The organism is Curtobacterium sp. KBS0715, assembly GCF_005938005.2.
Lineage (GTDB): Bacteria > Actinomycetota > Actinomycetes > Actinomycetales > Microbacteriaceae > Curtobacterium > Curtobacterium flaccumfaciens.
This window is the reverse complement of the sequence record NZ_VCCA02000001.1, coordinates 45248-58758: the sequence shown is the minus strand read 5'-3', so window position 1 is coordinate 58758 and position 13511 is coordinate 45248. Positions and strand designations below refer to the sequence as shown.

18 protein-coding genes are annotated in these 13511 nt (G+C 66.6%); 9 read left to right on the top strand and 9 right to left on the bottom strand.

What is annotated here, in order from left to right; translation table 11 throughout:
- Nucleotides 1-5: 5 nt before the first annotated feature.
- From FFG40_RS00345 to FFG40_RS00330, 4 genes are all read right to left on the bottom strand, one after another.
- Complete coding sequence (locus FFG40_RS00345; RefSeq protein WP_138801892.1) at nucleotides 6-410, bottom strand: PIN domain-containing protein; 405 nt, start codon at nucleotides 408-410, stop codon at nucleotides 6-8.
- On the bottom strand, nucleotides 410-610 hold the full coding sequence (locus tag FFG40_RS00340) for a type II toxin-antitoxin system VapB family antitoxin (protein WP_111232839.1): 201 nt from the start codon (nucleotides 608-610) through the stop codon (nucleotides 410-412). The genes FFG40_RS00345 and FFG40_RS00340 overlap by 1 nt, the downstream gene beginning before the upstream one ends.
- 58 nt (nucleotides 611-668) lie before the next feature.
- A complete protein-coding gene (locus tag FFG40_RS00335) occupies nucleotides 669-1190 on the bottom strand; it encodes a ribonuclease H (protein ID WP_138801891.1) in 522 nt (173 codons plus the stop codon).
- A gap of 63 nt (nucleotides 1191-1253) precedes the next feature.
- Entirely contained in the window at nucleotides 1254-2078 is an 825-nt protein-coding gene (locus FFG40_RS00330) for a LysM peptidoglycan-binding domain-containing protein (RefSeq protein WP_138801890.1), read from the bottom strand.
- A gap of 118 nt (nucleotides 2079-2196) precedes the next feature.
- On the opposite strand from FFG40_RS00330, the gene FFG40_RS00325 reads away from it, so the two are divergent.
- The gene (locus tag FFG40_RS00325) at nucleotides 2197-2535 is read left to right on the top strand and encodes a hypothetical protein (RefSeq protein ID WP_051596813.1); all 339 of its coding nucleotides are present in this window, start codon (nucleotides 2197-2199) and stop codon (nucleotides 2533-2535) included.
- A gap of 5 nt (nucleotides 2536-2540) precedes the next feature.
- Here FFG40_RS00325 and FFG40_RS00320 read toward each other — a convergent pair whose 3' ends face one another.
- Together FFG40_RS00320 and FFG40_RS00315 are read right to left on the bottom strand one after the other, a co-directional pair.
- Entirely contained in the window at nucleotides 2541-3359 is an 819-nt protein-coding gene (locus FFG40_RS00320; RefSeq protein WP_138801889.1) for an aldo/keto reductase, read from the bottom strand.
- A 188-nt stretch (nucleotides 3360-3547) separates the two neighbouring features.
- Entirely contained in the window at nucleotides 3548-4753 is a 1206-nt protein-coding gene (locus tag FFG40_RS00315; protein ID WP_138801888.1) for an MFS transporter, read from the bottom strand.
- Nucleotides 4754-5108: 355 nt separating this feature from the next.
- On the opposite strand from FFG40_RS00315, the gene nrdH reads away from it, so the two are divergent.
- The 5 genes from nrdH to FFG40_RS00290 all read left to right on the top strand — a co-directional run bounded on the left by nrdH (nucleotide 5109) and on the right by FFG40_RS00290 (nucleotide 9552).
- Nucleotides 5109-5342, top strand: a complete 234-nt coding sequence (gene nrdH / locus FFG40_RS00310) for a glutaredoxin-like protein NrdH (RefSeq protein ID WP_017886897.1) — start codon at nucleotides 5109-5111, stop codon at nucleotides 5340-5342.
- A gap of 111 nt (nucleotides 5343-5453) precedes the next feature.
- A complete protein-coding gene (nrdI, locus tag FFG40_RS00305) occupies nucleotides 5454-5870 on the top strand; it encodes a class Ib ribonucleoside-diphosphate reductase assembly flavoprotein NrdI (protein ID WP_027465945.1) in 417 nt (138 codons plus the stop codon).
- 17 nt (nucleotides 5871-5887) lie between these two features.
- On the top strand, nucleotides 5888-7993 hold the full coding sequence (gene nrdE / locus FFG40_RS00300) for a class 1b ribonucleoside-diphosphate reductase subunit alpha (protein WP_138801887.1): 2106 nt from the start codon (nucleotides 5888-5890) through the stop codon (nucleotides 7991-7993).
- A 90-nt stretch (nucleotides 7994-8083) separates the two neighbouring features.
- Nucleotides 8084-9058, top strand: coding sequence for a class 1b ribonucleoside-diphosphate reductase subunit beta (gene nrdF / locus FFG40_RS00295; RefSeq protein WP_017886894.1), 975 nt, complete (start codon nucleotides 8084-8086; stop codon nucleotides 9056-9058).
- Between the two features lie 284 nt (nucleotides 9059-9342).
- Entirely contained in the window at nucleotides 9343-9552 is a 210-nt protein-coding gene (locus FFG40_RS00290; RefSeq protein WP_138801886.1) for a hypothetical protein, read from the top strand.
- Between the two features lie 211 nt (nucleotides 9553-9763).
- Here the strand turns inward: FFG40_RS00290 and FFG40_RS00285 are convergent, their stop codons facing one another.
- From FFG40_RS00285 to FFG40_RS00275, 3 genes are all read right to left on the bottom strand, one after another.
- Nucleotides 9764-10144 (bottom strand): hypothetical protein, encoded by a 381-nt coding sequence (locus FFG40_RS00285; protein WP_138801885.1) that lies wholly within the window; start codon nucleotides 10142-10144, stop codon nucleotides 9764-9766.
- Between the two features lie 447 nt (nucleotides 10145-10591).
- The gene (locus FFG40_RS00280; RefSeq protein ID WP_138801884.1) at nucleotides 10592-11017 is read right to left on the bottom strand and encodes a hypothetical protein; all 426 of its coding nucleotides are present in this window, start codon (nucleotides 11015-11017) and stop codon (nucleotides 10592-10594) included.
- A gap of 310 nt (nucleotides 11018-11327) precedes the next feature.
- Entirely contained in the window at nucleotides 11328-11681 is a 354-nt protein-coding gene (locus FFG40_RS00275; RefSeq protein ID WP_138801883.1) for an SdpI family protein, read from the bottom strand.
- A 105-nt stretch (nucleotides 11682-11786) separates the two neighbouring features.
- On the opposite strand from FFG40_RS00275, the gene FFG40_RS00270 reads away from it, so the two are divergent.
- From FFG40_RS00270 to FFG40_RS00260, 3 genes are all read left to right on the top strand, one after another.
- The gene (locus tag FFG40_RS00270; protein WP_185974050.1) at nucleotides 11787-12026 is read left to right on the top strand and encodes a PLDc N-terminal domain-containing protein; all 240 of its coding nucleotides are present in this window, start codon (nucleotides 11787-11789) and stop codon (nucleotides 12024-12026) included.
- Nucleotides 12027-12136: 110 nt separating this feature from the next.
- A complete protein-coding gene (locus tag FFG40_RS00265) occupies nucleotides 12137-12982 on the top strand; it encodes a serine hydrolase (RefSeq protein WP_138801881.1) in 846 nt (281 codons plus the stop codon).
- Nucleotides 12982-13434, top strand: a complete 453-nt coding sequence (locus tag FFG40_RS00260; protein ID WP_185974049.1) for a DUF1648 domain-containing protein — start codon at nucleotides 12982-12984, stop codon at nucleotides 13432-13434. Before FFG40_RS00265 ends, FFG40_RS00260 begins: the two co-directional genes overlap by 1 nt.
- Nucleotides 13435-13511 lie beyond the last annotated feature (77 nt).

Genomic DNA, 13511 nt, shown 5'->3' with positions numbered 1-13511 from the left:
CGCGGTCAGTGCTCCGGCAGGTACTCGTGCCGGAAATCGGCGACCGCGTCGGCGATGTGGTCGTAGTCGCGATCCGAGCTGAGGACGGTTGCCCCGTTGCGCACGGCATAGGCAGCGATGTGGACGTCGATCGGTCCTGCTCCGCGGACGTGGCCGTTGTTCCAGAGAGCGTTCTGGATGCTCGTCACATCCTGGACGTCCGGGTGTTCTGATGCTTCGAGGAAGGCGTCCATGTCATCGCGGTGTCCCTGGTGGTCGGGCCCGGTGCGTGCTGAATGGCAGTACTCGAGGACCTGAGGTGGGCACGTCATGATCAAGTCCTGCGTTGCGATATCGCGAAGGCGTCGTGCGATTCCCGCGGAACGGTGCGCCTTCCACCAGACGGAGTTGTCGACGATGTACGTCGCCATCAGGGATGGAGTTCGTCAGCCGCGGAAGGGTCGGCGCTGAAGTCTCGCGCGATGATGCGTTCGACGGCGGCCGGCTGTCGCCGCACCGCGATGAGGGTTTCGAGTGCTCTCTGCACGACCTCGCGGTTGGAGCGGGCGCCGGTCAGCTGCTTCGCATCATCGAGCACGCGTGGATCAAGATCGATCGTCGTCACTGCCATGCCGATCACCTCCGTTATACAGAGGAGTATATAACCGGGTGGGCTGCTGGCGGAAGGGTCAGAAGAGGGTCGCGGGCGGGGTCGCGTCGGGCAGCGCGGACGGCTCGGGGACCTCGGCGCCGGGCCAGCCGGGACCGTGCGGCACGTCGGTGCCGTTCTGGAACGCGGTGGCGGCACCGCGGGCACGGACGTCGGCAGCTTCGTTCATCTCGTGACCGACGTGGCCGCGGACCCACTCGAACGTGACCTTGCGACCCTGCAGTTCCGCGTCGAGTTCCTTGATGATCTCGACGTTGAGGACAGGCTTGCCGTCGGCCTTCCGCCAGCCCTTGCGCTTCCAGCCGGCGAGCCACTCGGTGCAGGCCTTGATGGCGTACTGGCTGTCGCACAGGATGTGCAGCGGCTCGCCGGTGTCCTTCGTGGCGCGGAGCAGCTGCAGGACGGCCGTGAGCTCGCCGATGTTGTTCGTCGCGCGGGGCCAGCCGCCGGCCGCCCACCGCTCGTCGTCGACGTACCAGGCCCAGCCGGCGGGGCCGGGGTTGCCGAGGGCTGAGCCGTCTGCGGCGGCGACGATCGTCACGATGGGACCTCCTGGTGGTGCCGAGTGCTGGTCAACCGTAACGGACCGGACCGACCCCTCGTCTCAACGCCGAGCGGGGTCGAGGTTGAGCGTGCTGCCCTCGAGCAGCCAGTCGTCGTCGCGTTGCTCCATGTAGGGGTTCATCCACTGCACCTGCGCCGGCGTGACGCCGAACCGCTCCGCGACGGTCGAGAGCTCGTCGCCGTGCGCGACCAGGTAGTTCGCCGGTCGGCCGTCGACGTCGGTGACGATGCCGTAGGCGCCCGGTCGGTCCTTGCCGACGGTGACCCGGAGGTCGGGGTAGGGGTTCGGGATCTTCCACGTGAGGTCAGCGGCGGCGAGCACCGATCCGGCCCACGGGCGCGCCGACGAGTCCTCGTCCGCCACCGTCGCCGGCACGAGGACGACACTGCGCAGGTAGTCGGGGCGCGGACCCGCCTGACCCATCGTGAACGAGGTCGGAGGAGCAACCGCGGCGGCCCACTCGACCGTTTCGCGCACCGCGCCGTCCGCGCCGTCGAGCGGCTTCGCGGGCCGGTGTCGGAACTCCAGACGCATCGGCTGCGGATTGGTCGTCCGGTACCCGGAGAGCTGGGCGTCGAAGGTGCCGCGGTCGTTCGCGACGACGCGGACGTGGATGCTCGTGTCGCCGCTCGGTGAGACGACGTCGGTCTCCGCCGCCACGGTGCCGGTGGGCAGGGCCTGCTCCACCTCGACCGCATCGGCCGCCGACGTCGGGTCCGGGGTGGGTTCAGTCGTGCGTTCGGCCGCCTGTCGCGTCGGCGTCGGGATGGTGTCGTCGCCGCCGAACGCCGTGCACCCGGTGAGCAGCAGCCCCACCAGTGCGGAGCCGATCACCGCGGTCGTCGCGGTCCGTGTTCGTCCCATCGTTCCCCCTCGTCGGCATCGTAGCGGGGGCGAGGGGCGTCACGGAGTGCGGGGAGCGGACCGAGCCAGACTCGTTACACGGGGCCGAGGACTACCGTCCGCTGCAGGAGGAAACACCATGAGCGACAGCATCCCGAACGCCCCCGGCCCCGAGCCGTCGGACGACCGAGCTCGGAACGACGCGCTCCGCGACGCCGCTCACAGCGACGACGTCGACGGGGTCAGTGGCCGCGAGCAGCGGGCGGCCGACACGTCGTACAGCCCGTCGAGCGAGCGTGAGATGGACGCATCCCAGACGAAGCAGCGCGACGACGCCGACCTGCGTGAAGACGGCATCGACCCGTCCAAGGTCATCGCGGCCCCCGGGACGGGCGGCGCGGACGACGCCGGCGACGTGGAGCCCGAACCGGGTGACCTGCACCTGCCGTGGCAGTCCGAGGAGGACCGCCGGGGCTGATCCGGCTACGACACCGAGTCCGGGTGGGAGCCCGTCCGCTGCCCGGACTCGAGCGTCCCGATCGCTGCGAGCTCGTCGGCGGTGAGCTCGAAGCCGTCGACGTCGAGGTTCGACCGGATCCGTGACGGCGTGACCGACTTCGGCAGCACCACCACGCCCTGCTGCACGTTCCAACGCACGAGCACCTGCGCCACGCTCACACCGTGCGTGTCCGCGATGCCGGTCAGCACCGGCTCGTCGATCAGTCGCCCGCGGCCGAGCGGCGACCATGCCCCGGTCACGATGTCGTGCTGCTCGTGGAACGCGATGAGTTCGCGCTGCGGCAGCCACGGGTGCCGTTCGACCTGGTTCAGCGCCGGTACCTCGCCGGTCTCGTCGATGAGTCGCTGCAGGTGCGGCACCTGGAAGTTCGAGACACCGATGCTCCGTGCCCGCCCTGACTCACGCAGTTCCACCAGAGCGCGCCAGGTCTCGACGTAGCGGTCGTTCGCGGCGGCCGGCCAGTGGATCAGGTAGAGGTCGACGGCGTCGAGCCCCAGCCGCTCGAGGCTGCCGTCGAACGCCCGCAGGGTCGCGTCGCGCCCCTGGTGGTCGTTCCACACCTTGGTCGTCACGAAGACGTCGTCACGATCGAGCCAGGAGGCCCGGATCGCCTTGCCGACGCCGGTCTCGTTGCCGTACATCTCTGCGGTGTCGATGTGCCGGTAGCCGGCGTCGAGCGCGAGACCGATCGCCGTCTCCGCTTCGGCATCGTCGACCTTGTAGACGCCGAAGCCGATCGCGGGGATCGCGCGGCCGTCGCGCAGGGGGACTGAGGTGACCATGCACCCATCCTGCCGCTGCCTGGCGGGCGTGCGCCGGGCCTCCAGGCCATCTGTGGAGAACGCGACCCGCGTCCCGGGCGCACGTTCCTTCCCACACCGGCTGCGATGGCAAGTGGAAACGGGCGTACCTGGTCAGAACTTCCGACCAGGTACGGCCGATTCGACCAGGTACGCCCGAAACCACCCGCTCAAGTCGGCAGGTGCACCGGCTCGGTGTCGGGGAGGGGGCTGGCGTCGCGGCCGCGCAAGTCGGGCAGCCAGCTCCGCATCGCCAGGGGGAGCAGCACGCCCAGGCCGGCCATCACGGCGCCGACGGTGAAGCCTCCGACGGGGCCGCTGCCGTCGATCAGGAAGCCGGCGATCGCCGAACCGCCGGCCGCACCGATCAGCTGGCCGGTGCCCATCCAGCCGTAGGCCTCGGCCGTGTCGGAGAACTTGACGGTGGCGGAGACCGAACCGAACATCACCGCGAGGGCCGGCGCGATGCCCACACCCGCGACGACCAGGGCGAGGCACAGCCACCAGAACCCCGTGCCGCCGAGGGCCAGGGTGAGGCCGACGAAGACGACGGCCATGCGCGTCCACAGGGTGTTGCGGGAGATCGGGCGGTGGCCGAACGCCAGGCCGCCGACGAGCGAACCGACCGCGAACACCGCGAGGACGATGCCGGCGTTCGGGCTGCCCTCGCCGAAGACGCTCGTGACGCTCGCCTCGACCGCGGCGCAGGCCCCGATCAGGAGCAGACCGGTCAGGGTGGCGACGACGACCGCGGGGCGCTTCAGCACGACACCGAAGGCGCGCTTGGAACGGGGGATGCGGACGCGACCCAGCTCGGGGGAGGCGATGAACCACGCGCCGCCGACGACCAGGAAGACCATCGCGACGACGATCGCCTCGACCGTGCCGACCTGGGTGGCGACGAAGGTGGTGATGACCGGGCCGGCGACCCAGATGAGCTCCTGCGCGCTGGCGTCGAGCGAGAAGAGGGGTGTGAGCTGCGCCGACGTCACCATCTTCGGGTAGATGGTGCGCACCGCCGGTTGCACGGGCGGGACCGCCAGGCCGCCGAGGAAGCCGACCACCACGTAGCCCCAGAGCGGCATGGCCACGAACGCGATGACCACCATGCTGATCAGCGCGACGATGCTCGTCAGGATGAGGACGGGGCGCATGCCCCAGCTGCCCATCCACCGGCTCGTCAGGGGGCCGGCCAGCGCCTGCCCGATGCTCGTCGTCGCCAGCACCAGACCGGCCGCGCCGTAGGAGCCGAACACGTGCTCGACGTGCAGCAGGTAGGCCAGCGACAGCATGCCGAACGGGAACCGCGCGGTGAGCTGTGCGGCGATGACACGACCCACGCCAGGGGTCTTCAGGAGGGGCCCGTACGTACTCACGAGACGAGTGTACGGACCGGCCGGACGGGGGTGTCCCCCGTCCTGGGGAGGGGCGGTTCGCGACACGCCGATGCGCTGATTCCACACTTGTGGATCGGGACTGTCCACGGGTGTGGGGAAGTGTCGGTGGTCGGCCGCAGACTGGCGGAAACTCGGGCCTCCCGGGAATCCACAGACTGTGGAGGACGTTGTGGAGAACTACATGGCTGTAACACTTCCTCTTGTGGTCGGTGCTGCGGCTAGCCACTAGATGTAGTGTGGAGGCATCGCAGCGGCCCCTCCCGGACACGACTGCGGACAGACATCAGCACCACCTCCACAGCACAGCAGAAACCAGTAGGAACCAGGGGAGAACATGGCCGTCACCGTCTACACCAAGCCGTCCTGCGTCCAGTGCACCGCGACGTACCGGGCCCTCGACAACAAGGGCATCGAGTACGAAGTGCACGACGTCTCCACGGACGAAGCAGCGCTCGAGCACGTCAAGAGCCTGGGCTACATGCAGGCCCCCGTCGTCGTCACGGACGACGACCACTGGTCGGGCTTCCGCCCCGACAAGATCGCGACCCTCAGCGCCGAACTGGCGTAGTCGCCTTCCGTCCTGCGGACGGTCACCCCGGTCCCGTTCAGGAGGCCCGGAGATCGCCTGCAGGACACCCTCCGGTCCGCCTGTTCCGCACCTTCTCCAGAGGAGCGCACCATGAGCCGATTGGTCTACTTCTCGAGCGTGTCCGGGTACACCGCGCGCTTCGTCGAGAAGCTCGGCCGCGACGCGGACCGGATCCCGCTCTACCCGAGCGAACCGTTCCTGCACGTCGACGAGCCCTACGTCCTGGTCCTGCCCACCTACGGTGGCGGCAACGGCGAGGGTGCAGTCCCCAAGCAGGTCATCAAGTTCCTCAACGACGCCCACAACCGCTCGCTCATCCGCGGCGTGGTGGTGGGTGGCAACACGAACTTCGGCGAGGCGTACGGCCTCGCAGGGGACGTCATCGCGCAGAAGTGCAACGTCCCCCTTCTGTACAGGTTTGAACTCTTCGGGACCCCTGACGACGTGTCGGCGGTCAACTCAGGATTGGATGCATTTTGGACGCAGCAGTTGCAGACGTCGATCTGACGTCGCCGCAGACGGGGATGGACTACCACTCCCTCAACGCGATGCTCAACCTCTACGACGCGGACGGGAACATCCAGTTCGACAAGGATCGTGAGGCCGCCAAGCAGTTCTTCCTGCAGCACGTCAACCAGAACACCGTCTTCTTCCACAACCTGAAGGAGCGGCTCGACTACCTGGTCGAGAACGAGTACTACGAAAAAGCCACGATCGACATGTACTCGCTGGACTTCATCCAGCGACTCAACGACCTGGCGTACTCGAAGAAGTTCCGGTTCCAGACGTTCCTCGGCGCGTTCAAGTACTACACGAGCTACACGCTCAAGACGTTCGACGGCAAGCGGTACCTCGAGCGCTTCGAGGACCGCGTCGTCATGACCGCCCTCGGCCTGGCCCAGGGCAACGAGCAGCTCGCCATCGACCTGGTCGAAGAGATCGTCGCCGGCCGCTTCCAGCCCGCGACCCCCACGTTCCTCAACACGGCGAAGGCACAGCGCGGCGAGCTCGTCTCCTGCTTCCTGCTCCGCATCGAGGACAACATGGAGTCGATCTCGCGCGGCATCAACTCCTCGCTGCAGCTCTCGAAGCGCGGCGGCGGCGTGGCCCTGCTCCTCTCCAACATCCGCGAGGCCGGCGCCCCGATCAAGCAGATCGAGAACCAGTCCTCGGGCATCATCCCCGTGATGAAGCTGCTGGAAGACTCCTTCTCCTACGCGAACCAGCTCGGTGCGCGTCAGGGTGCCGGCGCGGTCTACCTCAGCGCCCACCACCCGGACATCATGAAGTTCCTCGACACCAAGCGCGAGAACGCCGACGAGAAGATCCGCATCAAGACGCTGTCCCTCGGCGTCGTCGTGCCGGACATCACGTTCGAGCTCGCGAAGAACAACGAGGACATGTACCTGTTCTCGCCGTACGACGTCGAGAAGGTCTACGGCGTCCCCTTCGGCGACGTCCCGATCTCCGAGAACTACCGCGCGATGGTCGACGACTCGCGCATCAAGAAGACGAAGATCAAGGCGCGTGACTTCTTCACGACCATCGCCGAGATCCAGTTCGAGTCGGGCTACCCGTACATCGTGTTCGAGGACACGGTGAACAAGGCCAACCCGATCAAGGGTCGGATCAACATGTCCAACCTGTGCTCGGAGATCCTGCAGGTCAACACCCCGACGACCTTCAACGAGGACCTGTCCTACAAGGAGATCGGCAAGGACATCTCCTGCAACCTCGGCTCGCTGAACATCGCGCTGACGATGGACTCGCCCGACTTCGGCAAGACCATCGAGACCGCCATCCGCGGCCTGACCTCGGTCTCGCAGATGTCGCACATCACCTCGGTGCGTTCCGTCGAGGACGGCAACGACAAGTCGCACGCCATCGGCCTCGGCCAGATGAACCTGCACGGCTACCTCGCTCGTGAGCGCGTCTACTACGGCTCCGAAGAGGGCATCGACTTCACGAACATCTACTTCTACACGGTGCTGTTCCACGCCCTTCGTGCGTCGAACAAGATCGCGATCGAGACCGGCGAGACCTTCGACGGCTTCCGCGACTCGAAGTACGCGTCGGGTGAGTTCTTCGACAAGTACACCGACCAGACGTGGACCCCCGCGACCGCTCGTGTTGCCTCGCTCTTCGACAACGCGAACATCACGATCCCGACGCAGGACGACTGGAAGGCGCTGAGGGCGTCCGTCCAGGAGCACGGCATCTACAACCAGAACCTGCAGGCCGTCCCGCCCACCGGTTCGATCTCGTACATCAACCACTCGACGTCGTCGATCCACCCGATCGCGTCGAAGATCGAGATCCGCAAGGAAGGCAAGCTCGGCCGCGTCTACTACCCGGCGCCGTTCATGACGAACGACAACCTGGACTACTACCAGGACGCGTACGAGATCGGTGCCGAGAAGATCATCGACACGTACGCCGCGGCGACGCAGCACGTGGACCAGGGCCTTTCCCTGACGCTGTTCTTCAAGGACACCGCCACCACGCGCGACATCAACAAGGCGCAGATCTACGCATGGCGCAAGGGCATCAAGACGATCTACTACATCCGTCTGCGCCAGCTCGCGCTGGAGGGCACGGAGGTCGAGGGCTGCGTCAGCTGCATGCTGTAGAGCTGCCGCTCTGCTCCCTGGAGGCGCGGTGCCAACCCGCACCGCGCCTCCAGTCCGTCACTTAGTCACCATCTCTGTAAGGAACACACGTTGGTCGAGAAGCTGAAGCTCATTGATCGGGTCCAGGCCATCAACTGGAACCGCATCCAGGACGACAAGGACGTCGAGGTCTGGAACCGTCTCGTCAATAACTTCTGGCTGCCCGAGAAGGTGCCGCTGTCGAACGACGTGCAGTCGTGGAACACGCTGACGCCGGCCGAGCAGACCCTGACCATGCGTGTGTTCACCGGTCTGACCCTGCTCGACACCATCCAGGGCACCGTCGGCGCCGTGTCGCTCATCCCCGACGCGATCACCCCGCACGAGGAAGCCGTCTACACGAACATCGCGTTCATGGAGTCGGTGCACGCCAAGTCCTACTCGTCGATCTTCTCGACCCTCGCGTCGACGCGTGAGATCGACGAGGCCTTCCGCTGGTCCGAGGAGAACCCGAACCTGCAGAAGAAGGCGTCCATCGTGATGGACTACTACCAGGGCGACAACCCGCTGAAGCGCAAGGTCGCCTCGACGCTGCTCGAGTCGTTCCTGTTCTACTCGGGCTTCTACCTGCCGATGCACTGGTCGTCGCGCGCCAAGCTCACGAACACCGCCGACCTGATCCGCCTGATCATCCGTGACGAAGCCGTCCACGGGTACTACATCGGGTACAAGTACCAGAAGGGCCTCGAGACCCTCACGCAGGCCGAGCGCGACGAGCTCAAGGACTACACGTTCTCGCTGCTGTTCGAGATGTACGAGAACGAGGTGCAGTACACGCAGGACCTCTACGACGAGGTCGGTCTGACCGAGGACGTCAAGAAGTTCCTGCACTACAACGCCAACAAGGCGCTGATGAACCTGGGCTACGAGCCGATGTTCCCGAAGAACATCACGGACGTGAACCCGGCCATCCTCTCCGCCCTGTCGCCGAACGCGGACGAGAACCACGACTTCTTCTCGGGGTCCGGGTCGTCGTACGTCATCGGCAAGGCCGTCAACACTGAGGATGAGGACTGGGACTTCTGATCCTGGTCTGACTCATGGGGACGCCCCGCTGGCTTCGGCTGGCGGGGCCTTTCTGTGTCCGCATGCCCGCCCGTCACCGAGATGAAGCGCGGACGACCGGCTTGCGGGACTGTTTCCCTGGCCGTGAGTATTGTCCATTTCAGACAGCGCGATCGCTTCTGCATCGCGAAGCGAGAGGATCTGATGTTCACTGGCGTGGGGTTCGAACCCGTCCCTACAGCGATCGTTGCAGCCATTGGGGTCGCGATCATCATCGTGATGATCGTCCGAGCGAAGCGGCGACGATGATGCGCTCGATCGCCATCACGCTCTTCATCATCGGCGCAGTGCCGTTCGCGAGCGGCATCGTCTACTACCTCATCGACTACAAGCGAACTGGCAAACTCTCCCGCAAGAAGCTTCCGTGGTTCCCGATCATCATCACCGGTTGGGCGCTCTGCGCCGCTGGCGTGTTGACCGGCCTCATCGGCACGAGCGGACAAGGGTTCGCATGACTACGGCAGGGGCAGAATCGTCCTGACGCTGTCGCCGCACCGACCAACGTGGCCAGGCCGCGAGCGAGCGCCAAGCTGTCTCGCTGATCGATCGCCTCGCGGACGGATCAGCCGAGCCCTCGCGAGGCTGCGGGGGAGGTTGTGGACGAAGTCGTGACGTCATACCCGGGCCATGCCGCCAGCAGATCCGCGCGTGGACTTAACTTCCGGGTTACGCCTTGGCTCCTCGGGTGACGATAAAAGTGTCGAACAGTACCCGTTCGGACCGGTCGTTGGTGGACGCGTCGAGGGCGATGCCATCCCGGTCCTTCGGGACGTCGATGGGGATTCGGGTGGTTGCGCCGCAGTTGACGTCGGCTTCCCCGAGGCGTTCCTTCGTGTCGAGTGATTCGCCGCTGCCATCCGGTGTGGCGGTGAACGCGTGGACGGTGACGTGGACGGTCTTCGTGGACCGGCAAACCGCGAGGACGTCGTACGGGCCTTCGAGGTCCTGCTCCAACGCGACGCTGGCGGTCGCCTTCTTCGGGTTGTCGTCGCCGAGGACGAGTCGGCCCCCGCCTCCGCCGTAGTCGCCGGCGTACCGCGACGACATCTGTGACATCCACGCCTGCCCGTAGTCCTCTGGCAGAGCGTCTTTGTGGCTGCAGCTGGTGAGCAGGAGCGCAGCACCCGTAGCGGTGAGAAGCGCGGCCGTCAGCCGCTGGTTCACGTTCAGCACTTGGCGATCATGCCTTACCGGCCGTGCGTTCGGCGACCCCGTGAAGTGGTGCCGGAAGGGGAAGAGACACGGTCGAAGTCGGGAACGCCATCGTCGCGGTGATGACGATATCGGTGTCAGCCATTTTGCGGTGATGCCACGATCATCGCTGACCCGGAGCCGTGATGCGAGAGCACGCAGACGGTCTCAGTAGCCGATCGTCTGTTGAGAGGCCGGCGCATGCTCGGCTCAAGGCTTCTCCTGGCACGTGGACGGGGCTTGCCAGGGTCCGCTCGCAGGGAGGACGGCACACAGCCGGATGTCGTACCGCTCCGGTACCGTTTACGCCGGTGGCATCGTCCCTGCGCCTTCGGTGTCGTCCGCGCCGGCTGGACCTGTCCCGGCCTGGTCGAGGTTCTCGTGCGGGTCGCCCATGTCACCGGTCGCCGCGCCAGCGGCAGACAGCCCGAAGTGTTTGCGGACGGCGTTCGCCTCGGTGAGGGACAGGGTGTGCCCCGGCCCGAGGGGCGGCGCACTCTTGATCGCGTTCTTCGTGTACCCGACGTGCAGATCCGTGCCGTCGAAGGTGGCGTCTTCGACCGGGACGAGCGCCTGGTGTCTCCCGAGCATTCCCGTCGCGACGCTGACGTAGGCAGCGCTTCCGTCCTCGTCGGAGGGGAACACTTGAGTCACCTTGCCGACCGTCGCGCCGTCGCGATCACGGACCGTCGCGCTCTCGACCTGATGGATGAGGCTCTTGGAGATCATGGGCGTAGTCAACGCCGTGCGCCTGACGCTTCGCGGCAACGCTGGAGGCCCCGCTCTCTGACGGGCGGGCCGCTCGCGAACCGCGGCATTCAGCGGAGATCTTCACTGCCGACCGGCCAGCGCCGGTGTTCGTTCACTACGTCGAGCAGCAGGCGTTCCGGAGGGCTACATGCTCCGCTTCATCGCCGACATGTGAGGCTCGGAGTGGCCGGAGCGTTGTCTCGACTGTGTTCGGACGGGAGGCGCGTTGCCAGCTGGCACCGCGCCTCCCATCCTGCCCTGGCGTATACCGGGCGAGATGACTTGGCGGTCAGCCCTCGACGGAGGCTCGACGGATGGCACGGTGCGCCACCGTGATCGATAGGAGCGCGCCGCCGACGAGCACTCCTGCGGCCACGAGGACCGAGACCGGATTGCGGAGCGGAGCAAGGCCGATGCTGGTCAGGCACCACGCCGCAGTGATCGTCCCGCTGATGATCGTGGGTCGCAATGCCGCATGATGCCCGATGCGCCAGGCCGCATCGCTGGACAGGGTGATCCGGGTCCGGACGCCGGCGAGATCGTTCCGACCTAGCGACCCGTTCGCGGCTCTCCAAGTCAGCCAGGTCACGAGTACCGCGGCACCGACCTCGAGAGCCAGCGCGAACACCATTGCCTCATCCATGAGTTCGACGCTACTGTGCTGATGTATGAACGGCAATGTGTCGAATGGTGCATCGTCGCCGATGAGGGGAACGGAAAGAATGTCGACTCCGACGGAGGACTGGGCGTGAGCCCTCTCGTCCCGACTGCGTTGGATGGCGCCGCGATGAGCGTCTGCATCTTCGGGCTGTTGCTTGCCCTTGCAGCTCTCGCGTCGCTGATCAGAGCCGCGTCACCGAAGGGATGGCATCTGCTCGCCTGGGCTCTCGTCGTCCTCTTCGTCCCCTTCGTCGGTCCGGTGTCGTGGTTCGCCGTTCGGCTCCTTGGGCGGCGGCAGCGGTTCCGGTACCTCGATGACGACGCCTGATTCTCACCGCATGGTGACCGGTGATGTCCTGAGCCGTCAGCGCCGTGTCCGGTCGCTGCGGAACGGCGTTGCAGGCCCCCTGACGACCATGCTGCGGAGGAAGGGATCCGGTGCTGACCTCGCGTGAGTCCCAAGGGCTTTGGCGTGCGAGCCTTCGAACAGCTGACGGCTGGCGAGCCGTCCGAGCCGCCCACGGGCCCTACGCCAGCGCCTCGATGCTCGAGTGGGGGAGCATCACGAAGGGGCTCGTGGGCACGATGGCTTGGCTCACGCTCGAGGTTGAGCGACCGGTCGTGCACTACCTCCCCGGTGTTCCCGACGCCGAGATGACCGTTGCTGACCTCGTCCACCACACCTCGGGTCTTCCACGGCTTCCTGCCGCGATGCGCGACCGCCTGTTCGGCGACCCGTACCGAGAGGCCGTCGGGGTTCCGCTGGAACCAGTAGTCGCAGTGCCGGTCGCACCCCGAGGGCAGTTCGAGTACTCGAACCTGGGGTACGCCCTCCTCGGCGCGGTACTCGACGAGGTGCACGGCGACTGGTTCGCCGCCGTGCGCCAGCACGTCCTCGACCCGGCGGGGATCAGCTCTGCGGCGCTCGTGCCAGCTCCAGCAGACCGGGTGGTGCCGAGGCTCTTCGGTCGTGCCATCAAGCCGTGGGCGCTCGGGGAGTCGTCGTTCGCGGCGGCGGGGGGCGTCTGGTCCACGTTCGACGATCTCTGTCGCTACGCCGACTGGGCGCTCGAACCCGGAGCTGGGCAGTCCCGCACCGTGAGCTGGCAGCGGGAAGGGACATCGACCTGGATCAACGGAGAGGTGCGAGCGGCAGGAGCGGTCATCGCCAACGCGGCAGGGCTCACCGCGGTGGTGCACACGCTCGCGAAGGCTCCACGCGCGGCCGACGCGATCGCCACGGCGCTCATCGAGCGGGAAGTGCGGGAGACATGCAACCGCTGATGAACGCACTGATGTCCAGCGCCCGTGGCAGACGCAAGCGAGAGGGGGTCTTCGCTGCCACCGCTGCTGCCTTCCCCGTCGTCATCGTGGTCGCGCTCACCAGCGCCTGGTGGGATCGGTTACCCGAACGGATCGCGACGACGTTCGGCCCGGACGGCAGCCCGAGCGGGTACGGAACACCGTTGGGAACCGCGATCCTGATCGCGGCGATACAGGCGCTGTTCCTCGTGGCGGCGGTCGGCTCCGCTTTTGCTCAAGACCGGCGCAGAGGTCGCATCTCGTGTGCGGTCACCGCAGGGTTCGTTGCGGCGCTCGCGATGAGTTGGTTGATCATCGTGGGATTGGCGTCATCGACGTTGAGTCCGACGGCTTGGTGGCTTCTCGCTTCGGCGCCCGTGTGGGCGTTTGTCCCGTACTGGTTGCTTTCCCCCGCGAGGGGCGGTGGAAGGTGACGCCACTGCCGGCGTGACCTGCCAGCCGGAGCGCAGCCGCGCCTCCAGGCCGGATCGAGAGCCGCGCACGCGGCGGA

Bases quoted from the DNA above. Each gene is read 5' to 3' on its own strand.
- FFG40_RS00345 (WP_138801892.1), bottom strand. From the start codon at position 410: ATGGCGACGTACATCGTCGACAACTCCGTCTGGTGGAAGGCGCACCGT.
- FFG40_RS00285 (WP_138801885.1), bottom strand. From the start codon at position 10,144: ATGTCGTCGCGGTACGCCGGCGACTACGGCGGAGGCGGGGGCCGACTC.
- FFG40_RS00330 (WP_138801890.1), bottom strand. From the start codon at position 2,078: ATGGGACGAACACGGACCGCGACGACCGCGGTGATCGGCTCCGCACTG.
- FFG40_RS00280 (WP_138801884.1), bottom strand. From the start codon at position 11,017: ATGATCTCCAAGAGCCTCATCCATCAGGTCGAGAGCGCGACGGTCCGT.
- FFG40_RS00320 (WP_138801889.1), bottom strand. From the start codon at position 3,359: ATGGTCACCTCAGTCCCCCTGCGCGACGGCCGCGCGATCCCCGCGATC.
- FFG40_RS00260 (WP_185974049.1), top strand. From the start codon at position 12,982: ATGAACGCACTGATGTCCAGCGCCCGTGGCAGACGCAAGCGAGAGGGG.
- FFG40_RS00340 (WP_111232839.1), bottom strand. From the start codon at position 610: ATGGCAGTGACGACGATCGATCTTGATCCACGCGTGCTCGATGATGCG.
- nrdI (WP_027465945.1), top strand. From the start codon at position 5,454: ATGAGCCGATTGGTCTACTTCTCGAGCGTGTCCGGGTACACCGCGCGC.
- FFG40_RS00275 (WP_138801883.1), bottom strand. From the start codon at position 11,681: ATGGATGAGGCAATGGTGTTCGCGCTGGCTCTCGAGGTCGGTGCCGCG.
- FFG40_RS00290 (WP_138801886.1), top strand. From the start codon at position 9,343: ATGATGCGCTCGATCGCCATCACGCTCTTCATCATCGGCGCAGTGCCG.
- FFG40_RS00325 (WP_051596813.1), top strand. From the start codon at position 2,197: ATGAGCGACAGCATCCCGAACGCCCCCGGCCCCGAGCCGTCGGACGAC.
- nrdH (WP_017886897.1), top strand. From the start codon at position 5,109: ATGGCCGTCACCGTCTACACCAAGCCGTCCTGCGTCCAGTGCACCGCG.
- nrdE (WP_138801887.1), top strand. From the start codon at position 5,888: ATGGACTACCACTCCCTCAACGCGATGCTCAACCTCTACGACGCGGAC.